Genomic DNA, 25500 nt, shown 5'->3' on the forward strand with positions numbered 1-25500 from the left:
GGTCAGACGCCGGAGCGCCGGACGATTTTGTCTACGGTTCGCGGGGCGAAGGCGCCGAGTACGCGCAAGGACCGCGCATAACGCGGTTCGATTCGCACCGGACGTTTCCGGATGGCGGTCACGATCCATTCCGCCGCTTCCGCGGCGGTCAGCACCGGCAGGTCGGCGTAGCTTGCGGTCGGCGCGATCATTGCGGTGCGGACGAACGGATAGTTCACCGAGGTGACCGCGATCCCGGTGCCGGCGAGTTCGGCGTTCGCGGTCCGGCTGAACGCGGCGAGTGCGGACTTCGAGCCGAAATAGGCGGCGAAGTTCGGCGCGGTATCGGCCGCGCTGGTGGCGGTGCCGACGTTCACGATATGACCCGATCCGTGTTCGAGCATCGCGGGCAGTAAGGCGAGCGTCAGCCGCACCGGTCCTAGATAGTTCAGCGCCACGGTGCGTTCGAAGTCGTGGAATCGGTCCAGCGAATCGGTCAGCGGTCGCCGAATCGACCGTCCCGCATTGTTCACCAGTACGTCGATGGGCGAATGCCGGGGCCGAATCCACTCGGCCAAACGGTCCACGTCGCCGGTATTCGACAGATCGCAGCAGCGGTATTCCGCGGAGCCGCCCGCCGCGGCGATTTCCGCGCACACGGCCTCCAGTTCGTCCGCGCGCCGGGCGACCAGAATCAGCCGCGCGCCCGCCGCGGCCAGCCGCACCGCCGCCGCGCGGCCGATGCCCGACGACGCACCGGTGAGCAGAATCCGTTTTCCCGCAACGGTTTCGTCGGTCTCCGCCGCCCGCCCCGGCCGATGCAGCGACCTCGGCGGGCGCAGCGCCCACACCGGCGGGTGTCTCATCCCGCCCGGCCGTTGATGTGCGCCTCGATCGCGGCGGCGGAGGTGAGCGACGGCGTGGCCTCCGGCTCGATCCGCAGGCCGAACTCGCCTTCCAGCGCCAGCATCAACATCATGTGGTGCAGCGAGTCCCACCGCCGCAGGTTGTGCGTGGCCGGCTCGTCCGGCAAGTCTGCCTCCGCCACCTGCAGCACGGAGCCGAGTACCATGCGTACCCGGCGGGCCACGGTCGCGGTGTCCGAATCCGATGTCATTGCCACAGACCCGCTTTCGCTTCGATGACCCGATCGAGCGCCGAAGCGCCGAATTGCTCGAGCAGCACGGAGAGCCATCGCTCGAGGCCGAACGCGGCGCAACCGGAGAACGCGAACGAGCCGTCGCCCAGCGTGATCGCGCATCGCTCGCCGAAGAAGTTGCGATGGAAGTTGATCGAACCGATCGCGACCGGCCCGCCGCCGCCGGTGTAGACGAACTCCTCCTTGACCGGAAACAGTTGCTGCATCAGCTTCCGCGGCCCCGACGCCTCGAAGAACGGATCGCTGGACGCCTCGACTTCGAGCGGGAGCCCGATCGCGTCGGCGAAGGCGAGCACGGTCTTCTTGAACGTCTGTACATGCTCGATCACCGCCTCGTTGGCGCCGACGCAGACGACCTCACGCATGGTGAAGCCGAGTAGCCGCCGTTCGTGATATTCCTGCTCCCGGCGGAAACAGGAGGACACCGTGGTGATCCGCCGGTCCTGCTCGATGGTCGAATCCCGCAGCGCCAGATACACGTTGAAGCAGGCGGCCGAGGGCAGCGCGTACTGCGCCGGGCGCAGATCGCTGCCCGGCACCTCATCGATGAGCGTCGATTCGGCGTAGCGCTGCTGGGTTTCGGTGTCCCGCAGACCTGTTGCGAGCACCGCCAGGTGCGGGAAGTTGCGGAAGTAGTCGAGACCGGCCAGCTCCGCCACCGCGATCAGCGGCGGAAACAGCTGCCGTGCGGCGCCGGCCTGGAGCGCCCAGCCCTCGAACGTGGCGTCGAGCGCGCAGCGGAGGGCGACCGCGTCGTCCTCCAGCGTGGCAAGGCCCGCGCGCACCGCGAACGGCGCGTGGGTCGGGCTATCTGGTCGAGTCATCGAAGAACCTCGCCTTGATCCGGTTGACGGTGCGAAAGTCGTTGGGGGAGACGCTGTCCAGGGTGATCTCCCGGCCGGTCGCCTCTTCCAGGCGGTACAGGAATTCCACGAACATGAGCGAGCTGATGATCCGGTTGTCGATCAGATCCAGATCGGGATCGATGTCGACGAGATCCGGCCTTCGTTCCCGCAGGAAGCCGACGACGAACTCGACGCCGCTGCCGACGGTCATGCCGCGGCCCCCTCGGTGAAGATTCCCGACTTGACCAGGTAGTCGGTCGGCCGCCGCAGCACGCTCGTCGTGAACTGCTGCCACCGAGGCGATTCGAGCACCCGGCGGCGCGCGGCGTACGGGTCCGGGATGCCCGCGTCGCGGTAGGCCGCCGGGCTGGCCAGCGAGTCCACCGAGGCCCGCATGTAGTCCTTGAGGTGGCGCTCCAGCTCGAGCAGCTGTTCGGCGGGCAGCGCGCTTGCCAGCTTCGTGTACAGGTGACCGACGATCTGCCTGCCGAACGCGATGTGCCGGGACTCGTCGTGGTGGTGGATCGCGTTGACCTGCTTGATGGTTTCGTGCAGTCGCTGGTCGACGCCCATCTTCGCGTTGAAGTAGTCGACGATCTCCTCGAAGATCCACAGCCGCGCGAACACCAGGAAGTTCGCCGCCTCGGCCTGATCGGCGTTGTTCCAGCGAAGCTGCTTGTCCGCGTAGATCTTTCCGCCGTACTTCAGGCAGAAGGTGGCGAAGAACCACATGTGCTCGTTCTCTTCGCCGACGATGTGGTGCATGTATTCCGAGGCCATCTCGAAGCCGCGGGTGTGGATCCGTCCGATGATCTCGTTGAGCAGTTCCCGGATGCCGTGCACGTTGAGGCTGTAGAAGTTGATGCTCTCCCACTTGCTCAGGCGGTGCAGCTGCTCGATGCCGAGTTCATCGGCGACGTCGGTGCCGTGCACCGACATCAGCTCCGGGCTCATCCAAAAGGTTTGCTCCGGCAGCGATTTCGGCCACTTGAACACCTTGTAGGGATCGTAGTAGTCCCGCTCGGACATCATGCAGAGCCGGTCGAGTGTCTCGCGGAGCTTCTCGTCGGTGTCGTTGAGCGCGGGTGCCGCGGTCATTGTTTCTCCCTTCGAAGATCGGCCGGTGCCGAGTCCGGCGAAACGGGCAGGATGACGGCCGCGACGGACGGCTCCGAAACCGTGCCGCGGCAACCGTGCGTGGCCAGCGGCTGTGCCGCCGAAAGTGCCGTCGGCAGCAGCCGATTGGTGCGCGCGCTGATATCGGGGCGGTCGAGCAGCGGATTGCTGTCGGGCAACATCGAGGAGAACAGGCCGAAGATCGGATCGAGAATCTTGATCGTGCCGTCGGTATCCACGACCTCGACCCAGGCGTGCACCAGGTCCAACATGCCGAGCACCCAGCCGCGTCGCGTGCGAGCGGTCAAACCCGCTGCGTGGCACCGCCTTTCCAGATAGAGGCTCGCGGTGACGCAGGTGGCGATCCCGCGGGGCAGCAGGGTGTCGACATCGGCCTGGATCGCGGCGGGCAATTTGCTCCACCGCAACGAGCGCGCGAGAAAACCGGCATAGATGTCGCGCACCTGTGCCGACCGGATCTCGGTGAATTCGCCGTCCACCCGGATCTCGGCCTGGAAATGCAGCTTCTCGCCGTGCGAGCGCAAACGTCCGGCCGCGTCGGTATCGATGGGCTCGGGCAGCCGGATCGCACCGCCGTAGAGCTGGGGGGCCGGCACGGCTAGCGCGGATCCCGGATCGCCGTCGCAATACCGCGGCGTGCGGCAGCCGACGTCGGCGGTGAAGGTCCAGGTCCGGGCGCAGGTCAGTTCGTCCGTCGGCAGCGACATCCACCGCAACGCGTAGCGGAACGCCAATTCCGGTGGGGTGCGTCCGGATCCGGTGTGCAGCGCGAGATTGAACAGGTCGCGCTGATCGAATCGCAACCGCGCACCGTCGCGCGTCGCGGGCAAGCCGCGGCGCACCAATTCGGCAAGGGTGTCGTCGTCGCAGCCGAGGAGCTGCCGCGCCGCGACCGCATCCGTATCGGCTTGCCGGAAGGCGGCCGGTATCGGGAAGAAGCCGGCGAGGGTGTCGAAGAGCCGGTCGGTCGCCTGCTGGGTCACGCGGCCTCCCGGGCGGGACGCCACATCGTGGTCAGCACGTCACCGCTGGGTAGTTGGCAGCGTTCGCGCGGCTCGAACCCGACGAGGGCGTACAGCTGGGCGAGTAGAGGCGCGCTCGCCTCGAGGTACGCCGAGCGCCCCTCGTTGTCGACGTGCCGATCGAGCACGGTGCGCATCAGCATCATCCCGACGCCGCGCGTCCCCTCCTCCGCGCCGATCTGCCAGAAGTGCACATGCGCCTGCGGCGGTTGCAGGCCGCTGAAGTCGTTGTACGCCCGCAGTGCCCGTAATGCCGAGAACGGACCGGCGATCAGGCCGGGCAGCACTCGCGGCGCCCAGGTCCACCACGGAAAGCCGCGTTCGCCGTCCAGGAAGGCGAGGACGACCCCGACCAGCCGATCACCCTCGTACCCGCCGTACACCAGTCCGTCACGGCCGTAGGCGATCAGCATCTCGATGATGAAGAACGACCGCAGCACGAGCAGTCGGTGCCGGCGCGCCCGCGGCCATACCGCGGTCATCACCGGATCGGCGAGAAACGCGTCGGCGAGCAACCTGGCCGCGGGCCACGCTTGCCGCAGCGGCAAGCGCTGCACCCCGGTGCTGCTGTTCATACGGCCAATTAATCAACTCCCGCGCCGGTGCCGGTACCCCTAGCGCGGCATAAGGGTGCGCCGCTACACAAACTGGCCGTGCACGAAACCCGCCAGCAATACGATGAATCCGCCGATCTCGCCGATGATCAAAGTGATCATGTACACCCCCGTACCGCGCACCGGATTACGCAGCTGATTATCGGTGTCCTGCCGCCAGCCGTGCCAGACATAGGTCGTGATGGCGATGACGAAGTAGGGCAGCAACACCGCCGCGGCGATCAGATTCACCGCGGTCGGCCAGTCGCTGAGCTCGACGAATACCGCGATCAGCAGCACGGCGAAGGAGTACAGCAGCGCGGCCCGGTGCGCGATGCTGACATACGGATGCGCCTCGTGTTTCGGCGATACCACGATCTGCCGGTATTTCCAGGCGCCGAGCAGCAATGCCCAGAGAAAGATCAGCCCGGCCACCAGCAGCATTACTTTCGTATCTGTCCCCAGGATCATCGGCACAGTGTAGGTATCCGCCTGCCGAGCCGGACACCCTTATCGTCACTAGGGGTTTCGACGGCCGGCACCTTTTGGGTTAATGGCACGAAGTTGAAAAGCGCCACTCGCTGCGGGAGCAATTCGTGACGGATGTCCGGGCCGATAGTAGGGGAGACCAGGTGTCTTCCGGCATCGCCGCGGCCGCTGTGCAATTGGCGGTGACCGAACTCGTCGCGCGGGCAATGCCCGGGCTCGGCTCCCCGTTGTCGGCCGTGCAGCGCGCCGCCGTCGACCGATCCTCCGCGCCGATGTCCGACGCCGCGCTCACCCTGCTGGGCGGATACGCGAAGCATCTACTCGGCGTGGGCTTGATCGGCGGCATCCTCGGCAACGGCGCCGCCGCCGGGCTCGCCGTGCCCCGGGTCGGTGCCGTCGGCACGGGCCTGCTCGGCATCACCGGTGTCATCGGCGCGCTGGGCAGTCTGGCCCGGCCGGGTGCGCCGTCGTGGGCCACGCTGCCCGCCGCGGCCGGCACCGCCGCGGGAGTGCTCACGCAGTTCGCACTCCGCCGGCGCGGCGTGCGCACCGCCGCCCTTCTGGCGGGTGGCGCCGCTCTCGCGATCGCCGCGGCGCGCAGACCGCCGGCGATCGAGCGGGCCGAGATCAAGCTGCGGCAACCGGCCACGCTGCCGGCGCCGCGTGCCGATATGGAGTTCGGGATCCCCGGTGTGCGGCCGCTGATCACACCGATCGAGGACTTCTATGTGGTGCATATCGCGATCGACATGCCGCGCGTCGCGCTGCCGGATTGGCGGCTGCGGCTTACCGGCGAGGTCGACCACGAACTCGAGCTGACCTACGACGATCTGCTGGCCATGCCCATGGTCGAGGTCTACTCGACCATGGTCTGCGTGCACAACCACATCGGCGGCCCGCGGGTGAGCACCGGCCGTTGGCTCGGCGTTCCGGTGGCCGATCTGCTTGCGCGGGTAGGGGTTTCGCCCGGAGCGGATCAATTGCTGGCGCACTCGGTCACCGCCGACGCGCTCACCTCCGGTGTGCCGCTCGATACCGCGCGCGACCGATCGATCCTCGCTGTCGGCCTCAACGGTCAGCCGCTGCGCATCGAAAACGGCTTTCCGGTAAGGCTGCTGACGCCCGGCTCGTACGGGCAGTGGGCGAATGTGAAATGGCTGGAGCGGCTGGAGGTTACGCGCTTCGCCGACGCCCCGGACTATTGGGCCCAGCGCGGCTGGCCGTCGACCGGCTGGGTCCGGCCCGGTTCGCAGATCGACGTCCCGGTGCGGTTCGCCGCGTTGCCGGTGGGGGAGACGATCGTCGCCGGAGTCGCCTGGAATCCGCCGGCGGGGGTGCGCTCGGTCGAGGTGTCGATCGACGACGAGCCATGGGCCGCAGCCGAACTCGCCGCTGAACTGGCGCCTGCGGCTTGGCGGCAGTGGCGCTTCCGCTGGTCTGCGACGCCCGGCCGGCATCGGATCCGGGTGCGCTGCGACGGGCAGGAATCGCGGACTCGATCGGCGTTCCCGGCGGGGTTCGGCGGATATCAGACCGTGCGGGTCGACGTCGGGGCGGCCGATTCCCCACTGCGGCGCGGGTTGTCGACCTGGACCGACGAAATGCTGACCAGGGCGAGGTATGTGACGCGCGTACCCGCCAGCTGGCTCGGTGTCACCGAGCACAGGCCGAATCCGTCCTCGGACAAGGGTTTCGAGTAAGGGAGTGGATGGCATATGCCGAGGCAAGTTGTGACGATCACGCTCGGTGAGCTCAAATGGACCAACTTGCTGTACGCGATCGGTGCTCGACCGGACCGGCCGGGCGCGCCGCGGCCATACCTGTGGACCTCGTTCTTCAAGGTCGACGGGGACGGGGTGCAGGGCGACGGGCGTGGCGGACTGGCCGGTACGCCGCAGATATACGTCACCGATCGAAACGGTGACGACCCGATATTTCCCGCTGCGCCGGCTGAATGTTGTGCCGCCATACCGAGAACGGTCGGACAATGGTCGGGAACATTGTCACCAATTCCCGCGGTGGCTGGTCCGCGCAACGACCACGAAGGTCCGGGCTTGGTGGGGGTCGCCGTCGCAGTGCTGCAATCCCAAGGCTTTTCGACCGCGGCGGCGGGGGCGACGCGGGCCGCGCTGGACGACGCCATCCGCGCGGCGATTTCCCGGACGGTCGCGCGGGAATCCCTGCCCGACATCTATGTTCGGCTGCCGGATCAGGTTTCGGCGGCGCTGTGCGAGACGGATCATCGTGGGCGGTCCCGTCCGTCGGACCAGTTGCTCGGCCATCTCGTGCTCACCTGGTGTCAGCCCTGGTCGACGGGAAAGTATGCGAATCAACTGCTTTGCGCGAGCGGCGATCAGCTGTTCTCCGGAAAGCTGCGGGCCGGCTGGTGGGAAGAATGGGAACTGAACGGTCTTGTCGCCACGCGCGACATAGTCGACAGTCCGACGGCCTAGTTCGGCGGATTCGAGACAGCCACGCGGGTGAGAATTGATAGGATGCGGTCCGGGATTGGGGAGGGTTGAGGCCCAATGGAATTCTCGGTTCTCGGGACATTGACGGTCACCGCGAACGGGGCGCCGGTAGAGCTGGGCGGCACCACCCAGCGCGCGGTCCTCGGATACCTGTTGCTGAACGCCAATCAGGTGGTGCCCATTTCGCAGCTGATCCGGGTGCTGTGGCGCGACGATCCGCCGTCCACGGCGCGCAAGATGGTGCACAACTCGATCTGGTCGATCCGCCGGACCATGGTCTCGCCCCGTGGCCGTGCGGTGAAGCTGGCCACCCAGCCACCCGGATACGTCTTCCGCGTCGACGACGATGCCATCGATCTGTTCCGCTTCCGCCGGCTGGTCCGGCAGGGCCGTCAGGAACTGAACGGCGGCGCGACCGAACGCGGAATCGACTTGCTCAGACAGGGATTGGGCCTGTGGCGCGGCCCCGCGCTGGCGGACGTGGTCGATCCGGCGCAGTGCTGGTCCGAGCTGGCCGCCATCGAGGACGAGCGACTCGGCGCCTACGAGGTCTGCCTCGAGAGCGAGCTGGCCTGCGGGCGGCACCGGGAACTCACCGCCGAACTCGAGCGGCTCACCGCGGCCCAACCCCGCCGGGAAAGCCTGCACCGGCTCTATATGCTCGCGCTCTATCGCTCGGGCCGCCAGCTCGACGCGCTGGATGTCTTTCAGCGAGTGCGCAATTCCTTGGTGGACGGGTCCGGCGTCGAGCCGGGACACGATCTGCGACGCGTCCACGAACTGATCTTGCGGCACGACCGATCCCTCCAGTCGGATCCCGACCGGCCCGCGCTGCACACCTGATCAGCCGAGCAACTCGTCCGCGCGCATAGCGAAGCGCAACTCGGATCGGCTGCCCACCTTCAACTTTCGGAACACCCGGGTGAGGTGCTGTTCGACGGTGCTCGTGGTGATGCCGAGCTGCTCGGCGATATCCCGATTGCGTTCGCCGTCCGCCGCGAGCGTCGCCACCCGCAACTCGGCCGGGCTCAACGCGGATCGGATCTCGGCCGACGAACGGATCAGTACGGGCTGTTCGGCGGCGGTGGCATTGCCCGCCAGCGCTTTCGCGCCACATCGCCGGGACAGGCGGTCCGCGTTGCGGTGCAGCGCGCGGGATCGATCCGCCTGACCCGCGCGCTGATACGCCTCGGCGAGATCCTGGAGTACCCGGGCGATTTCGAGCTGATCGTCGTGTGCTCGCGCGATTGCCTCGGACTCGCGCAGCAGCGCCAGTCCTTCGTCGGGTCTGCTGGTCGCCGCGAGTATCCGCAAGGAGACGCCGCCGGTCCGGTGCGCGCCGGCCCGGCCCAACTCGGCGAGCTGCATTCGTGCGTAGGTCCGCGCATTGTCCTTGTCGCCCATGGCCAGATAGGCCTCGGCCATGTCGTTGCGCCACGGCACCACGACGGGCAGGTCGATCTGCCAGCGCTGCATGAGTTCACCGCAGGTGCGGAAATCCTCGAGGGCGTCGTAGAACCGGTGCGTCGCCACATAGAGATGACCCCGAGCATGCAGGTAGCGCAGCCCGAACCGGGACGCGAACATCGGCAACGGCACCGCTCGGTCGAGCTGCGCCTGCGCCTCGCGATAACGTCCGGCCGCGGTGAGCGCACGGATCAGCGTGGCCACCGGACTCCCGACCCAGGTGCCGAGGTTCTTGGCCGACACCTGATTCAACGCGCGCTGCGCATAGTGCTCGGCCGCGGTCAGGTCGCCGCGGCGCAGCGACACCTCGGCGCGCAGGCCGGCGAACACGGACTGCCAGGTCGGCGCGGACCGGGCGTTCGCCTCGGCCAGCAACACATCGCACCAGGTCTGCGCGAGATCGAGGCGTTCGGCGTGCACGAGTCCGGCGATCGCGGTGGCGAGCGGTTCGACGGTCGCCGGGTTCAACCGATGCTCGGTCAGCAGCTCCTGCGCGGCAATCGCGATCTGCCCGATGGGTTCTCGCGCGGTGATGGCGGACAACACCGTCGCGGCCTGCCGATCCGCCGACGCGGCATCGGCCCCGGCCTCCTGGGCCGGTTCGAGGTCGCGCGGGCCGTGGGTCGGGACCTCGGGATGGGTGTAGGCCAGCCACGCGTAGAGGAAGGCGACCTCGTCGGAGTTCGAGTCGGTGCCGGACGAGCGCTCGAGCGCGTCCAGGGCCACCTGCGCGTCGTCGACCTGGCCGTGCCACAGTTCGTAGCGGACCAGGAACGGCAGCATGCGCCAGTTGAGCAGCCCGGCCCGCGCGGCAACCGTGGTGCGCACATAGCTTCTGGTGGCGGGCGACGGGTTCACCTGCCATTCGATCGACAACAGCCGCCCGGAGATATCGGCCCGGTCGGCGGCGTGCAAGCTTGCGCGATAGGCGAGGGTGAGGCATTGAACCGCGCGATAGATCTGGTTCTGCAACATCGCGTCGTCGGCGGCGGCGAGCAGTACCGCCGAGGCCCATGGGTAGCGCGCGTAGCCGGCGCCGAGCAGCAGCCCGGCCACGGTGCGCGCGGACCCCTTGCCCCGCTGGAGCAAACCGGCGGCTCGATGGAACAGGCGCTTGCGCGCGTCGACCGGCGTGTGCCGCAGGACGCGGTCGCGGAAATCGGCTTGCTGAAACCTGGCCGCCGCAGCGTCGACCAGTCCGGCGGCGGACAGCCGGCCGAGCGTGGACCGCACCGCGGACTCGTCCGCCTCGACCAGCGCGGCGACCCGTTCCGGCGTCGCGGCCTCGTCGAGCACGGCCATCGCCTGCGCGATCCGCCACACCTCACCATCGCCGATCGGCAAGGGCGGCATGCCATTCGAACGCGCCACCCCGGCCGGGCAATTCGGATGTTGTGTGGAATGCATTCGACTCACTTGTGCCTCCAGCGTGCCGCGCCGATCGCCCCGCGTGAAAAGGGTGAGGGGCTCTCCGCACGCCAATGCGGGAACGTGGTCGACGTTGATCGGCTAGCATTCCCCCACCCAATCTTGCGTCAAACAGTGCATCGCACCCGTGACGACGTTGTCAAGATTGCGGTCCACTCTGCGCGGGAATTAGCAAGACCCTGTCATACGACCCGCAAAATGAACGAGCGGTGGTCCTGTCCGGCTAGGCGGCGCATAACTTGGACGAGGGATCGACGGCCCGGGTTCGCGATTACTCCGCAATTACCCGGCGTGGCTATTATGACACGGGATTACCGGGCGTGGCGTCGCGCCGGAGCCGCGATAGGGGATCGCCTAGGGGTTTCTGCTCGCTGCCCGGCAGGCGATCGTGGGTGGATGCACACAGGCGCAGCAGATTCCAGTGCCCGGGACGAGCCGGGCGGGCACCTCGACCCGGACGACAACCGCGCCCGCGACTTCCCCCGGTCCGCGCTGGCCGAAGACCAGTGGGCGGCGCGCGCGATGCTGGCCAAAAGGGTGGCGGCCAAAGCGCCGAATATGGTGCTCGCCAGCGCCTATATCCCGATCGACGGCGCCGTCGCCGGTTATCTGCTGCATCGAATTCTGAGCCGTGGCGGTAAAACCGGAACACAATGGCATTCGGTATTCGTCAATTCGGGAGTCGACGCGGTCGGCACCGTATTGAAGTATGTGCGCAACCGAACCAATCGCACACAGTCGGGGACGTCCTGTCGAATTCTGGCATTGGACTTGACCGGAACCATCGCGCACGCGTCCGGTCATGCCGTGCCCGGCCTGCGGTCGTTGGTGGACGACGGCATGCAGATCGTCGCCGACGTATCGAGTTTCGCTCTGCGCGCGGCGGATTCGTGGAGTGCCTACCTCGTCGTCTGCGACGGTCTCGACGATCGGGAGCGGATCCGGGTGCGGGACGTGCTCGCCGGGCGCAAAAGCGTTGTCGCCTACGGTGCGCTGCGCGACGAGGCGGCGTTCGCCCAGATCTGCGCCACGCCGCCCGACCGCGACATCGTGTTCTTCGGCGAGGTCTGCGTGAAGGGCCAGATCCCTTGTGGAACAGTGTCGTTCACCCGCTCGGCGTTCGGCCTCTGGAACAACCTGGCCGACAGCATCGCGCACATCTCGACCTTCGGCGGCAACGGCATCGCCGTGGAGATGTTGTGCGACACCTTGACCGAGCGGTGCCCGCTCGATCACCGCGCCGCGGCGGTAGTCGACCGGATCCGGCATCAGCCGATCGTGCGGCGAGCCCGGCTGCGGATGCACGCCAATTCATGGCAGACCCGCAATATCGACATCGGCGGTGTCAACCTGACCTTCGACAAAGCCGACGGCGTCAGCTATATCTCCGGCGACCGGCGCTACGTCGACCTGGCCTCCGGCGCCGGCCCGGCATTCCGCGGGCACAATATGCAATCGCCCGACGTCATCGCCTCGATCGGCGGCACCGGACGCGAAACCGAGCTGCTGGAAAAGAAACTCGCCGCACTGACCGGGCTGCCGGTCATGCTGCCCTCGATCAGCGGGGCGAGCGCGGTCGACAACGCGATCCTCACCGCGCTGAGCGCGCGACCCGGCCGCGGCACGGTGGTCACGCTGCACGGCAACTACTCCGGCAAGGGGCCGATGTCGATCGCGGTGAGCCGGACCAGTCCGTTCCTGCGCGAACTCGACCATCACCCGTTCCGGCCGTATCCGGTGCAGATCGTCGAGGTGCCGATGGACGATCTGGCGATGTTGCGTACGACCCTGCGCCGCACAGATATCGCGCTGGTCTGGATGGAGGCGGTGTTCGGCGCGGACTGTCTGGAGATACCGGAGGCGGTGCTGGACGAGATCGCGCAGGCGCGCGAGTCGTCGGGCTACCTGGTCGGTTACGACGAGATCTTCTCCGGTTTCTGGCGCGGCGATCCCGGCCACTTCCTCGCCAGTGCGGCACATGGCTTACCCGCTGACCTGATCGCGGTGTCGAAAGGCTTGAGCGACAGCCTCGTACCGATCGGCGCGACGATGGTCTCGGCGCGGGTGCTGGACGACATGATCGCGTCGGCCCCGGCCATGGCGAGCTGGCTGCGGTCGCACTATCGCAGCGATTTCGGGGCCGGATTGGCGCTGGCCGCGCTGGAGGAGGTCGACGGCCGAGCGTCGGGAGCCGAACTCGTCCAGGCCTTGGAGTCGATGCTGGCCAACGCATCTCGCTCGCCGATGTTCACCGGATATCGGCGGGTCGGACTGTTCGGCAAGTTGTTCGTGCGGCGGCCGCCGCGGATATTCGGGCCGCTGCGCCGATATCTGGAGGACTACTTCGATGTGCTCATCTCCAGAATTCTCGCGACGCGATGCGGAGTGATCCTGCTCGGCATGCGCGTGCTGCCGTGCACGGCGGGCGGACACGACGCCGAACTCATTCGCGCGCTCGACGAAACGGGACGCTATCTCGCACAACTGAATCGGCTGAGATTCCTGCGCACGATGGTGACCTCGGCTCTGCATTTCGCCGCGCTGGAAACGGCCACGATCCTCGTCTCGGTCCGGGAAAGGCTCGGCGACCGAAAGGCGAAATAGGGGGCCGCCCTAGGGGTTTCGGCTATTTCAACGTTTTGGCAGCATAAACCGCAACTGCGGGTTCCGGCGGCGGGCGGAGGGGTTCGATGCGCCGACCGCGTCCCACGATCGCCCAACGACAGAGGTTGTTCCGATGGCAAACGAAAACGAACTCCGCGCCTATCTGAAAAAGGCGATTCTCGAGTTGCAGGATACCCAGCAGCGCCTCGACGATGTGGAGTTCCGGGCGCACGAGCCGATCGCGATCGTGGGCATGGCCTGTCGTTATCCGGGCGGGATCGAATCGCCGGAGAGTTTGTGGGCGGCGGTGGCCGAGGGCCGGGATCTGATTTCGGAGTGGCCGACCGATCGCGGCTGGGATGTGGACGGGCTGTACGACCCGGACAATCCCGGGCGAGAGGGCAAGTCCTATGTGCGGGTGGGCGGATTCGTGCACGACGCGACGAAATTCGATGCCGCGTTTTTCGGGATCAGCCCCAGGGAGGCGCTGGCGATGGATCCGCGGCAGCGGACCGCGCTGGAGTCGGTGTGGGAGGCGATCGAATACGCCGGCATCGACCCGACCAGTCTGCGGGGCAGCGATACCGGCGTCTATCTGGGCATGATGTCCGACTTCTACGGGCCGCTGACGATGGAGGGCGGACGCGAGGAATTGGACGGCGTGCTCCCGTTCTTGATGACCGGGCAGGAGGCCAGCGTCGCGTCCGGCCGGGTGGCGTATGCGCTGGGGTTGCAGGGTCCGGCGGTGACCTTGGATACGGCCTGCTCGTCGTCCTTGGTCGCGGTGCATCACGCGACGCAGTCGCTGCGCTCCGGCGAATGTTCGCTGGCGCTGGCGATCGGGGTGACCATGATGGCCTCGCCGGTGCCGTTCGTCGGGTTCTCGTTGCAGCGCGCGCTGGCGCCGGACGGGCGGAGCAAGTCGTTCGCGGCGGCGGCGGACGGAACGACCTGGAGCGAGGGCGTCGGCACCCTGCTGCTGGAACGACTCTCGGACGCGCGGCGGCACGGTCATCCGGTGTGGGCGGTGGTGCGCGGGTCGGCGGTCAATCAGGACGGCACCTCGAACGGGCTGACCGCGCCGAACGGGGTCTCCCAGCAGCGGGTCATCCGGCAGGCCCTGGCCAACGCCGGCGTGGCCGCGCACGAGGTCGACGTGGTCGAGGCGCACGGCACGGGTACCGTGCTCGGCGATCCGATCGAGGCGCAAGCCCTGCTGGCCACCTACGGTCAGAATCGCCCAGCGGGACAACCACTCTGGCTGGGGTCGATCAAGTCGAACATGGGCCACACGCAGGCCGCCGCCGGCGTCGCCGGAATCATCAAGCTGGTCGAGGCCATGCGTCACGACGTCGCGCCGCCGACCCTGCACGTGGATGCGCCTACGCCACACGTGGATTGGTCGTCGGGGCAGGTGCGGCTGCTGACCGAGGCGCAGCCGTGGCGGCCGCGCGCCGATCGCCCGCGCCGCGGCGCAGTGTCCTCCTTCGGGATCAGCGGCACCAATTCGCACGTGATCGTCGAGGAGCCGCCGCAGGAGGCGAGCGCCGCGGCGGCGCCCGCGTTCGATCGCTCCGTCCCGGCCGCAGTGCCCTGGGTGGTGTCGGCAAAGAGCGATCAGGCATTGACCGGGCAGGCAGCGAAGCTGCTGGACTTCGTGCGGCGCGATCCGGACCTGGATGCCGTGGACGTCGGGTGGTCGTTGCTGTCGCGTGCGGTGTTCGAGCATCGTGCGGTGATCGTGGGGCGGGACAAGGCCGAACTGGTGGCCGGTCTGACCGCGTTGGCCGAGGGCCGGGACGCGCCGGGAGTGGTTCGAGGGCGGGCCGACGCCGGTGCGAAGACGGTGTTCCTGTTCCCCGGTCAAGGAACGCAGTGGGCGGGGATGGCGGCCGGGATGCTGGCGTCCTCGCCGGTGTTCGAGGCCGAATTGCGCCGCTGCGCGCAGTATTTCGCGGAGCTGGTGGACTGGTCGCTGCTGGACGTACTCGACGGCGTGCCGGGGGCGCCGGATCTCCAGCGGATCGACGTGGTGCCGCCGGTGCTGTTCGCGGTGATGGTGTCGTTGGCGGCGGTATGGCGTTCATTGGGCGTCGAACCGGACGGCGTGATCGGTCATTCGCAAGGCGAGATCGCCGCCGCCTATGTCGCCGGTGGGCTGCCGCTGCGGGATGCGGCGCGGTTGATCGTGCAGCGCAGCCGGGCATTGACCGATATCGCCGGGACCGGTGCGATGATCTCGGTCCCGTTGGAACTGGCGAAGGCGCGCGAGCGAATCACCCCGTGGGGTGAGCGATTGAGCGTCGCGGCGGTGAACGGCCCGGCGGCGACGGTGGTCTCGGGAGAGGTCGCTGCCATCGACGAGATACTGGCCGAGCTTGTGACGGAGGGGATTTCGGCCCGCCGCATCGCGGTGAACTACGCGTCGCACTCGGCCCAGATCGATCTGATCCACACCGCGCTGGTCGAATCCATGGACGCGGTGCAGCCCGTGAGCACGGCGACGGAGTTCATCTCCGCGGTCTCCGGCGATCCGGTGGACACCGGCGGCCTCGACCTCGACTACTGGTTCCGGAATCTGCGTGAGCCGGTGCGGTTCGACAAGGCGGTGCACACCGCCTACGAGCTCGGGTATCGCGGCTTCGTCGAGTGCGGGCCGCATCCGGTGCTCTCGGTCGGCGTGGAGCAGTTCCTCGACGGGGTCGACGATCACGGCGATGTGCTGGTCACCGGCTCGTTGCGCCGCGACGACGGCGGGCTCGACCGATTCCTGGTCAGTGTCGCGCAGGCGTATGTGCGGGGTGCTCCGGTGGACTGGTCTGTCCTGTTCGCCGGTACCGGTGCCCGTCGAATCACGTTGCCCACCTATGCGTTCGACCGGAAATACTACTGGCTCGAGCCGGCCGGCGATGCCAACGTCACCGCCGCCGGGCTTCAGGCCGCGCAGCATCCGCTGCTCGGCGCGGCCCTCACCCCGGCGGACGGCGGCGGGCTGATCCTGTCGGGGCGGCTGTCGTTGCAGTCGCATCGATGGCTGGCGGATCACCGGGTCGGTGGCTCGGTGCTGCTGCCGGGGGCCGCGCTGGTCGAATTGGCCTTGCATGTCGGGGAATTGGTCGACGCGCCGGTGCTGGGTGAGCTGATTCTCCAGTCGCCGTTGGTGATTCCGGAATCCGGAGCGGTCGAATTGCAGGTCGTGGCCGGCGGCGCGCAGGAGTCCGGTGATCGGTCGGTGTCGGTGTATTCGCGTCCCCAGGTGGCCAGTGAGGAGGCTGCCGGTTCGTGGACGTCGCACGCGGTGGGTGTGTTGCGGGCCGACGGCGACGAAGCACTGGACGACGACGAATTCGGCACCTGGCCGCCGGCCGGTGCGGTGGCGGTGGAACTGGGCGATATCGGCGAGGTCTACGCGGGTCTGGCGACGCTCGGCTACCGGTACGGTCCGGTGTTCCAGGGCTTGAAAGCGGTGTGGCGGCGCGGAGATTCGATCTTCGCCGAGGTGGCCCTGCCCGAATCGGCCCGGGGTGAGGCGGAGCGGTTCGGCCTGCATCCGGCCCTGCTGGACGCTGCGTTGCACGCGGTGATCGTGACCGCGACAGCCGGCGTGGCGGGGGAGGTGCGGTTGCCGTTCTCCTGGGAGGGCGTCGCGCTGGAAGCCGTCGGCGCGTCCTCGCTGCGCGTGAAACTGGTAGCGAACGGACCGGATTCGATCGCGTTGACGCTGGCCGATCCGGCGGGCGGGATGGTCGCGCGGGTGGCGTCTTTGACCACCCGCTCGATGTCGCTCGAGTCATTGGGCGCCGTGCGGGGCCCGATGGTCGACGATGCGTTGTTCGGCCTGAATTGGGTGCCGGTGGCGCCGGCGGACGATATGCCGGCCGCGACGTGGCAGTCGTTGCACGGCAACGGATCCGGCAACGGCGCGGCCGTAGCGGAGCGCTGCGTCGTAGCGGAGCGCGCGCACACGGTGATCCGCTGCTTCGCCGGCGTGGGCGCCGGGCCGGAGGTGGCCGCGCCGATCCGGACCCGAACTGTGGAGCTGCTCAACCGGATACGGGATCTCCTGGCCGACCCGCAGTCGACGGCACCCATCGTCGCGGTGACCTCCGGGGCGGTGCCGGTGCACGGCATGGAAGACATCACGGACTTCGCCGGTGCGGCCGTCTGGGGTCTGCTGCGGAGTGCGCAGAACGAGAACCCCGGCCGCATCATGCTCATCGATGTCGACGACCCGGCCGGCTACCGGGACGCGGTGACCACCGCGCTGGGCATCGGCGAGGAGCCCCAACTCGCGCTGCGCGGCGGCGCGGCGTCCGCCCCGCGGCTGGTCCGCGCCGGAGCGGACACCCTCGGTGCCCCGGATCTGATCGACCGCGGTGACTGGCAGATGGTCACCCGTGGCCGCGGGACGCTGCACGGCGACAACCTGCTCGCGGGCGAGAACCGCACGGCGGGAACGGCACTCGCGCCGGGGCAGGTGCGGATCGAGTTGCGCGCGGCCGGGATGAACTTCCGCGACGTGCTGATCGTCCTCGGCATGTATCCGATCCAGGACACACCGGTCGGCGGCGAAGGTGCGGGCGTGGTGATCGAGATCGGGCCGGACGTCACCGATCTGGCCGTCGGCGACCGGGTGATGGGCATGTTCCCCGGCATCGGCGCGACGGTGATCGCCGATCAGCGGGTCGTCACGCGGATGCCGGCGGGCTGGTCCTTCGCCGAGGCGGCTTCGGTGCCGGTGGTGTTCGCCACCGCGTATCACGCGCTGGTGGATCTGGCCGAGGTGCGGGCCGGTCAATCGTTGCTGGTGCACTCCGCGACCGGCGGCGTCGGCATGGCCGCCGTGCAGCTGGCGCGGCACCTCGGGCTGGAGCTGTATGTCACCGCCAGCCTGCCCAAGTGGAATGTGCTCCGGGACATGGGTTTCGAGGATGGGCGGATCAGCGACACCCGCAGTCTCGACTTCGAGGCGAAGTTCCTCGGCGCCACCGAGGGGCGGGGCGTGGATGTGGTGCTGGATTCCCTGGCCGGGGACAAGGTCGACGCCTCGTTGCGGCTGCTGCCCCGGGGCGGTCGCTTCATCGAGATGGGCGTCACCGACGTTCGCGAACCCGGCGATATCGCGGACCGGTATCCGGGGGTCGACTATCGGCAGTTCATGTTGCCCGCGGTGGGGCCGGAGCGGTTGCACGAGATCATGGTCGAGCTGGTCCGCCTGTTCGAATCCGGTGTGCTGCGGCCGGTTCCGGTGACGGAGTGGGACGTGCGCCGGGCGCCGGAGGCATTGCGATTCCTGAGTCAGGCACGGCACATCGGCAAGAACGTGCTGACCATGCCGCGCAGGCTGGATCCGAACGGGTCGGTGCTGGTGACCGGTGGCACCGGTGGCCTGGGCGGCGTGCTGGCCAGGCATCTGGTCGCGGCTCACGGTGTTCGGCATCTGGTATTGACCAGCCGGCGTGGTCTCGCGGCCGAGGGCGCGGCGGAGCTGGTCGCCGAGCTGTCGGAGTCGGGCGCCGCCGTCGACGTGGTGGCCTGCGATGTCACCGACCGGGCCGCGGTGGACCGGTTGATCTCCGGCATCGACGCGGAGCATCCGCTGACGGCGGTGGTCCATGCGGCCGGTGTCCTGGACGATGCCTTGTTCACCGCGCAGACCCCGGAGTCGGTGGCGAAAGTGTTCGGCCCCAAGGTGGATGCCGCCTGGCACCTGCACGAGGCGACGCGCGAACTGCCGCTGGCGGCGTTCGTGCTGTATTCCTCGATCGCCGGAGTGCTCGGCGCCCCTGGACAATCCAACTACGCGGCGGCGAACGCGGTACTGGACGCCCTCGCCCAGCATCGCCGGGTACTGGGTTTGCCTGCCACGTCGATGGTCTGGGGCTTCTGGTCGCGCGCGACCGGCATGACCGGTCACATGCAGGACGCGGACCGGGATCGGATGCGCCGCGGCGGTTTCGCCGGAATCTCCGACGCGGACGGGATGGCGCTGTTCGACGCCGCGTTGCGGTCGGGCCAGACGCTGATCGTGCCCGCGCGGATCGACGTGGCGACGTTGCGTAAACAGGGCGGCGATATCGAGGACATCCCGCCGCTGCTGCGCGGCCTGCTGCGATCCGCGCGCCGGGTGGCCGACGGCGGTTCGGTGGAGTCGTCGAAGCTGGTGGCGAGTCTGCTCGGGCTGAGCCGGGGCGAGCAGCAGCGAATCGTCTTGGAGGCCATCCGCGCCCACGCCGCGGCGGTACTCGGCCACGAGTCCAGCGACGCGGTCCCGCCCGATACCGCGTTCATGGAGTTGGGCTTCGATTCGCTCGGCGCGGTGGAGTTCCGCAACCGGCTGCAATCCTCGGCCGGGGTGAAGTTGCCGACGACGGTGGTGTTCGACTATCCGACCTCGATGGCGCTGGCCCGTTACCTCACCGAGGAGATCGCGCCGGCCGACAACCCGGCGGCGCGGCTGCTCGACCAGGTCGATTCGCTCACCGCCGCATGGACATTCGCCGAGCTGGCGCCGTCGGATCAGGACGCGTTGGCGGCCCGGCTGGACGATCTCGCACGCCGGATTCGCGCCCGCGCGCCGGAGGCCGCCGACGCGGATCTCACCGGCGCCGACGATGACGCGATCTTCGATTTCATCGATCAAACCGATCCGCTGGTCGATTCCGGTGGACCGCACTGATTCTCGCGCAGTCCGCTGATCGCCCTAGTTGCAGAGGTTGTCCCCGATGGCGAATGAAGCCGAGCTTCGTACCTATCTGAAGAAGGCCACGCTGAATCTCCAGAAGACGCGGCAGCGGTTGCGTGAGCTGGAGTCCAGGGCGTCCGAGCCGATCGCGATCATCGGCATGGCCTGCCGCTATCCCGGCGGTATCGAGTCGCCCGACGATCTCTGGACGGCGATATCGGAAGGCCGCGACCTGATCTCGGACTGGCCGGCCGACCGCGGCTGGGACGTCGAGGCGCTCTACGAACCGGACGAGCCGGGCAAGAACGGGAAGTCCTACGTCCGGGTCGGCGGATTCGTGCACGGCGCCGGGGAATTCGATGCCGCGTTCTTCGGCATCAGCCCGCGCGAGGCACTGGCCATGGAGCCGCAGCAGCGGATGGTGCTCGAATCGGCCTGGGCGGCCATCGAACACGCCGGGCTGGATCCGGCGGCGTTGTACGAGAGCGATACCGGAGTTTTCCTCGGCATCATCTCCGCCGACTACGGACCCACCATGAACGGCGACGCCAACCACAAGGACGCCGACGCCGTGCCGTTCCTGGTCACCGGGCTCACACCCAGTGTCGCCTCGGGGCGCGTGGCCTACGCCCTGGGCTTGCAGGGGCCTGCGGTCTCGATCGACACGGCATGTTCGTCCTCCTTCGCCGCGATCCATCAAGCGGTGCAATCGCTTCGGCTGGGCGAATGCTCGCTCGCCCTGGCCGGCGGGGTGACGGTGGCCACGACCGCCGAGATCTTCGTCGGGTTCTCCGCGCAAAAGGCGCTGGCACCGGACGGGCGGTGCAAGTCGTTCGCGGCCGCCGCGGACGGCACCGGGTTCAGCGAGGGCGTCGGCATGCTGATGCTGGAGCGGCTGTCCGAGGCGCGGCGCAACGGGCACCGGGTGCTGGGCCTGATCCGGGGCACCGCGGTGAATCAGGACGGCGCGTCGAACGGACTTGCCGCGCCGAACGGTCTGTCGCAGCAGCGGGTGATCCGGCAGGCGCTGGCCGACGCGGACCTGTCGGCGGCCGACATCGATGTGATCGAAGCGCACGGCACCGCAACCGTATTGGGCGATCCGATCGAGGCGCAGGCGTTGCTGGCGACCTACGGACAGCATCGGCCGGACGATCGTCCGGTGTGGCTGGGGACGATCAAATCGAATATGGGGCACACCCAGGCCGCGGCCGGGGTCGCGGGGTTGATCAAGATGGTGGAGGCGATGCGCCACGACGTCGCGCCGCCCACCCTGCATGTGGACGAGCCGACGCCGCATGTGGATTGGTCGGCGGGAAGTGTGCGGCTGCTGACCGAGGCGCAGCCGTGGCCACGCGGTGAACGGCCGCGCCGGGCGGCGATCTCCTCGTTCGGGATCAGCGGCACGAACTCGCACGTGGTCGTCGAGGAGGCACCTCAGGAGCCGGATGCGCTGGACACCGAACCCGGTGGGCTGCCGGTGGTTCCATGGGTGCTGTCGGCGAAGAGCGAACGGGCGCTGACCGGGCAGGCGGCGAAATTGCTGACCTATCTGGCGCGTAACCCGGACGCCGATCCGGTGGACGTCGGCTATTCGCTGGTATCGACGCGCGTCGCCTTCGACCATCGGGCGGTCGTGGTCGGACGGTCGCGCGCGGATTTGACCGCCGGGTTGGAACTGCTGGCGGGGGAGGAGATTTCGCCGACCGCGGTGAAGGGGATCGCCGGGGCTCGGGCGAAGACGGCGTTCATGTTCCCGGGACAGGGTTCGCAGCGGGCCGGGATGGGGCGCGAGTTGTGTTCGGCCTTCCCGGTTTTCGCGACGGCGTTCGAGGAGGTGTGCAGCGGGTTCGACGGAGCGTTCGAGGTGCCGTTGCGGACGGTGATCTTCGCCGAGCCGGAGTCGGCCGAGGCCGGATTGCTGGATCAGACCGCCTACACCCAGGCCGCGTTGTTCGTCGTGGAGGTCGCGCTGTATCGGCTGCTCGAATCCTGGGGAGTGGTACCCGATCTGGTGCTGGGTCATTCGATCGGCGAGGTGACCGCCGCGTATGTGGCGGGCGTCTGGTCGCTGACGGACGCGTGCGCACTGGTGGCCGCCCGCGGCCGGCTGATGCAGGCGCTGCCACCCGGTGGGGCGATGGTGACGGTGACCGCCGGGATCGACGCGGTGGAGGCCGCACTGCGCGGGCTGACGGATCGGGTCAGCGTGGCGGCGGTGAACGGGCCGGAATCGGTGGTCGTCTCCGGTGCCGAGGACGCGGTCGAGCAGGTGGTGGCGGCGCTGGAAGCCGCTGGGGCGCGGTCGAGGCGGCTGCGGGTGAGTCACGCGTTCCATTCGCCGCGGATGGACGCGATGCTGGCCGCCTTCGAGCAGGTTTGTGCGGGGCTGACCTATCGGCCGCCGCAGATCGGCGTGGTCTCGAACCTGACCGGTGAACTGGCCGGTGCCGACGAGCTGTGTTCGCCGGAGTATTGGGTGCGGCACGTGCGGGAGACGGTGCGATTCGCCGACGGGCTGGGCTGGGCGCATTCGAGGGCCGGGGTCGGCTGTTTTCTCGAGGTGGGTCCCGGCGCCGCGCTGACGGTTTCGGCACAGGGCATCCTGGATCAGGGTACGGCCGTGGTGAAGGGGATCTCACGCGCGCGAACCGACGCGGACATCGCCTTGCTGTCCGGGCTGGCCGGGGTGTATGCCGCTGGGACGCAGGTGGATTGGACGTCCGTGTTCGCGGGCAGCCGGGCACGGCGGGTGGACCTGCCGACCTATGCCTTCGATCGCAAGTACTTCTGGCTCGACCGATCGGACGGGGTGAACCTGGCCGCCGCCGGACTACAGGCTTCGGAACATCCCTTGCTCGGTGCGCAACTGGCCCTCGCCGACGGTGGTGGCCTGGTGCTGTCTGGTCGGCTCTCGGTGCGGTCGCATCCCTGGCTGGCGGACCACCGGGTCGGCGGGAAGGTGCTGCTGCCGGGGACCGCGTTTGTCGAATTGGCTTTGCATATAGGCGAATTGGTGGAGTCGCCGGTACTCGGCGAGTTGATTCTCCAGTCGCCGTTGGTGATCCCGGATTCGGGCGCCGTCGAGGTGCAGGTCGTGGCGGGCGTGGTCCAGGAGTCGGGGGATCGGACGGTGTCGGTGCACTCGCGGGCGCCGGGCTCCGGTGACCCGGCGTGGGTGCGGCACGCGGCCGGAGTGCTGCGCTCCGGTGACCTCGCCGAGACGCGTGAGACACCGGACCAGCGTGACTTCGTGTCCTGGCCGCCGGAGGGAGCGGTGGCTCTCGAACTCGGCGATGTGTATGCGGACCTCGCGGACCTCGGGTACCGATACGGCCCGGTATTCCAGGGATTGGACGCGGTGTGGCGGCGAGGCGATTCGATCTTCGCCGAGGTGATCCTTCCGGAACACGCGCGCGGCGAGGCCGAGAAGTTCGGTGTGCACCCGGCACTGCTCGATGCCACGCTGCACGCGATGATCGCCACCGCCATCGCCGACGGTGGCTGGGATTCGAGCGAGGTGCGGCTGCCGTTCGCGTGGGAAGGGGTGTCACTGCACGCGGTCGGCGCTTCCTCGCTACGGGTGCGCCTGCAAGCGGCAGGGCCGGATTCGATCGCCTTGACCCTGGCCGATGCCGCCGGCGGGCTGGTTGCGCAGGTGGCTTCGCTGACCACGCGGGCGGTGTCGCCGGCCGCGCTGGGCGCCGCGGGTCGCTCGGTGGTCGACGACGCGGTGTTCGGGGTGGACTGGGTGCCGGTGTCCCCACCGGATCAGCCGCCGCCGGACATTCGTTGGTCCGCGCCGAACGCTCTGCACAGCAACGGTTCTGCGAACGGCGCGCAGGCGAATCCGCCGCGCTGCGTGGTGGCGGGCCGAGAATTCGTGGTACTGCGCAGTGTTGCCGCGGCCCCGGATTCGGCGGTGCCGGAGCGCATTCGCACCGAGGTGATCGATGTCCTGGCCCGGACACAGGACCTGCTCACCGGCCAGGAAACGATCGTCGTCGTCACCTGCGGTGCGGTCGGCATCGACGAAACCGAGGATCTCACCGATTTCGCCGGCGCGGCGATCTGGGGTCTGTTGCGTAGCGCGCAGAACGAAAACCCGGGCCGCATCATCCTTCTCGACGTCGACGATCGGGATACATACCAAGATGCGGTCGCGGCGGCGATAGGGGTCGGGTCGGAATCGCAACTCGCGATTCGACGCGGGGTGCCGCACGCACCGCGACTCGCTCGCCGGAAAACCGACGCACCCGAGCAGGACAACAATGTGGTCTTCGATCCCGAAGGATCGGTACTGGTGACCGGCGGCACGGGTGGTCTCGGTGGTTTACTAACCCGGCATCTCGTTGCGGCGCATGGAGTTCGGCATCTGATACTCACCAGTCGCCGCGGCCGCTCGGCCGACGGCGCGCCGGAATTGGTGGCCGAACTGTCGGCGGCGGGTGCGTCCGTCGACGTGGTGGCTTGCGATGTCGCCGATCGATCCGCGGTCGACGAACTGATCTCCGGCATCGACGCGCGACATCCATTGACCGCGATAATCCATACCGCCGGTGTAGTGGACGACGCCCTGTTCACCGCGCAGACGCCGGAGTCGGTGGCGAAGGTGCTGGGCCCCAAGGCCGATGGCGCATGGCACCTGCATCGCGCGACCCGGGAGCTGCCGTTGGCCGCGTTCGTCCTGTACTCCTCCGTCGCGGGTCTGCTCGGTTCGCCCGGCCAGGCCAACTACGCCGCGGCGAACGCCGTGCTGGACGCGCTCGCGCAGCATCGCCGTGCGCACGGGCTGCCTGCCACCGCGATGGCGTGGGGGCTGTGGGAGCGCGCGACCGGCATCACCGGCGGTCTCCAGGCGGCCGACCGAGAACGCATGCGCCGCAGCGGATTCGTGCCGATCTCCGACGCGGACGGCATGGCCCTGTTCGACGCCGCGCTCGGTTCGGGGCAGGCGCTGATCGCTCCGGCACGCATCGATGCCGGCGCGATTCGACGGCAGGGCGCGGACCCCGAGGACCTGCCCCCGCTGCTGCGCGGCCTGCTGCGGTCGTCGCGCCGGGCGGCCGACGGCGGCTCGGCGGAGTCGTCGAAACTGGTGACGAGTCTGATCGGGCTGACCAGGCCTGAGCAGGAGCGGGTGGTCCTGGAAACCGTTCGTTCCCACGCGGCGGCAGTACTGGGCCACGGGTCCAGCAAAGCGGTTCCCGCCGAGGCCCCTTTTCTGGAGCTGGGATTCGATTCGCTCGGCGCGGTCGAGTTCCGCAACCGGCTGCAATCGGCGACCGGTGTGAAGTTGCCGACGACCGTGGTTTTCGATTATCCGAATCCGATCGAGTTCGCCCGCTACATCTGCGACGAGATCGCGCCGGCGGACGATCCCGCGGGCCGGCTCCTGGAACAGGTCGCCACCCTCGCCGCCGCCTGTTCGTCGGTGGACCTCGAGCCGGCCGAACTCGGCGCCCTGGCCGCCAGGATGGACGAAATCCTGCGGGGAATTCGCGACCAGATGCACGCGTCGGACGCCGCCGCCGAGGACTTCGGCGCCGCCGACGACGACGCGATCTTCGAATTCATTGATCAACCGGATCCGCTGGTCGATTCCGGTGGCTGAACCGATT

Annotated in this window: 15 protein-coding genes; 6 read left to right on the forward strand and 9 right to left on the reverse strand. The window is 68.4% G+C overall.

The window, feature by feature from the left end; translation table 11 throughout:
* Window positions 1-2 precede the first annotated feature (2 nt).
* From ACFYO1_RS32415 to ACFYO1_RS32450, 8 genes are all read right to left on the reverse strand, one after another.
* The gene (locus ACFYO1_RS32415) at window positions 3-845 is read right to left on the reverse strand and encodes an SDR family NAD(P)-dependent oxidoreductase (RefSeq protein ID WP_387239403.1); all 843 of its coding nucleotides are present in this window, start codon (window positions 843-845) and stop codon (window positions 3-5) included.
* Complete coding sequence (locus ACFYO1_RS32420; protein ID WP_387239405.1) at window positions 842-1096, reverse strand: acyl carrier protein; 255 nt, start codon at window positions 1094-1096, stop codon at window positions 842-844. Before ACFYO1_RS32420 ends, ACFYO1_RS32415 begins: the two co-directional genes overlap by 4 nt.
* Window positions 1093-1962, reverse strand: coding sequence for a hypothetical protein (locus ACFYO1_RS32425; RefSeq protein ID WP_387239408.1), 870 nt, complete (start codon window positions 1960-1962; stop codon window positions 1093-1095). Before ACFYO1_RS32425 ends, ACFYO1_RS32420 begins: the two co-directional genes overlap by 4 nt.
* Entirely contained in the window at window positions 1946-2194 is a 249-nt protein-coding gene (locus ACFYO1_RS32430; RefSeq protein WP_387239411.1) for a hypothetical protein, read from the reverse strand. The genes ACFYO1_RS32425 and ACFYO1_RS32430 overlap by 17 nt, the downstream gene beginning before the upstream one ends.
* Entirely contained in the window at window positions 2191-3081 is an 891-nt protein-coding gene (locus tag ACFYO1_RS32435) for a diiron oxygenase (protein WP_387239414.1), read from the reverse strand. Before ACFYO1_RS32435 ends, ACFYO1_RS32430 begins: the two co-directional genes overlap by 4 nt.
* Window positions 3078-4103 (reverse strand): hypothetical protein, encoded by a 1026-nt coding sequence (locus ACFYO1_RS32440; protein ID WP_387239417.1) that lies wholly within the window; start codon window positions 4101-4103, stop codon window positions 3078-3080. The genes ACFYO1_RS32435 and ACFYO1_RS32440 overlap by 4 nt, the downstream gene beginning before the upstream one ends.
* On the reverse strand, window positions 4100-4717 hold the full coding sequence (locus ACFYO1_RS32445; protein ID WP_387239420.1) for a hypothetical protein: 618 nt from the start codon (window positions 4715-4717) through the stop codon (window positions 4100-4102). Before ACFYO1_RS32445 ends, ACFYO1_RS32440 begins: the two co-directional genes overlap by 4 nt.
* Before the next feature lie 63 nt (window positions 4718-4780).
* Window positions 4781-5206 (reverse strand): hypothetical protein, encoded by a 426-nt coding sequence (locus ACFYO1_RS32450; protein ID WP_387239423.1) that lies wholly within the window; start codon window positions 5204-5206, stop codon window positions 4781-4783.
* 161 nt (window positions 5207-5367) lie between these two features.
* Here ACFYO1_RS32450 and ACFYO1_RS32455 point away from each other — a divergent pair, with 161 nt between their 5' ends.
* From ACFYO1_RS32455 to ACFYO1_RS32465, 3 genes are all read left to right on the forward strand, one after another.
* Complete coding sequence (locus ACFYO1_RS32455; RefSeq protein ID WP_387239426.1) at window positions 5368-6924, forward strand: molybdopterin-dependent oxidoreductase; 1557 nt, start codon at window positions 5368-5370, stop codon at window positions 6922-6924.
* A gap of 15 nt (window positions 6925-6939) precedes the next feature.
* Window positions 6940-7677, forward strand: a complete 738-nt coding sequence (locus ACFYO1_RS32460; protein ID WP_387239429.1) for a hypothetical protein — start codon at window positions 6940-6942, stop codon at window positions 7675-7677.
* Between the two features lie 75 nt (window positions 7678-7752).
* The gene (locus ACFYO1_RS32465) at window positions 7753-8538 is read left to right on the forward strand and encodes a BTAD domain-containing putative transcriptional regulator (protein WP_387239431.1); all 786 of its coding nucleotides are present in this window, start codon (window positions 7753-7755) and stop codon (window positions 8536-8538) included.
* On the opposite strand, the gene ACFYO1_RS32470 is transcribed toward ACFYO1_RS32465, so the two are convergent.
* A complete protein-coding gene (locus ACFYO1_RS32470; RefSeq protein WP_387239434.1) occupies window positions 8539-10569 on the reverse strand; it encodes a LuxR C-terminal-related transcriptional regulator in 2031 nt (676 codons plus the stop codon).
* 417 nt (window positions 10570-10986) lie between these two features.
* Between ACFYO1_RS32470 and ACFYO1_RS32475 the strand changes: the two genes are divergently transcribed.
* The 3 genes from ACFYO1_RS32475 (at window position 10987) to ACFYO1_RS32485 (ending at window position 25493) form a co-directional block, all read left to right on the forward strand.
* Entirely contained in the window at window positions 10987-13194 is a 2208-nt protein-coding gene (locus ACFYO1_RS32475) for an aminotransferase class III-fold pyridoxal phosphate-dependent enzyme (RefSeq protein WP_387239437.1), read from the forward strand.
* Between the two features lie 133 nt (window positions 13195-13327).
* A complete protein-coding gene (locus tag ACFYO1_RS32480; RefSeq protein WP_387239440.1) occupies window positions 13328-19873 on the forward strand; it encodes an SDR family NAD(P)-dependent oxidoreductase in 6546 nt (2181 codons plus the stop codon).
* A 46-nt stretch (window positions 19874-19919) separates the two neighbouring features.
* Window positions 19920-25493, forward strand: coding sequence for an SDR family NAD(P)-dependent oxidoreductase (locus ACFYO1_RS32485; RefSeq protein WP_387239442.1), 5574 nt, complete (start codon window positions 19920-19922; stop codon window positions 25491-25493).
* Window positions 25494-25500 lie beyond the last annotated feature (7 nt).

Source organism: Nocardia sp. NPDC006044 (assembly GCF_042871115.1).
GTDB lineage: Bacteria > Actinomycetota > Actinomycetes > Mycobacteriales > Mycobacteriaceae > Nocardia.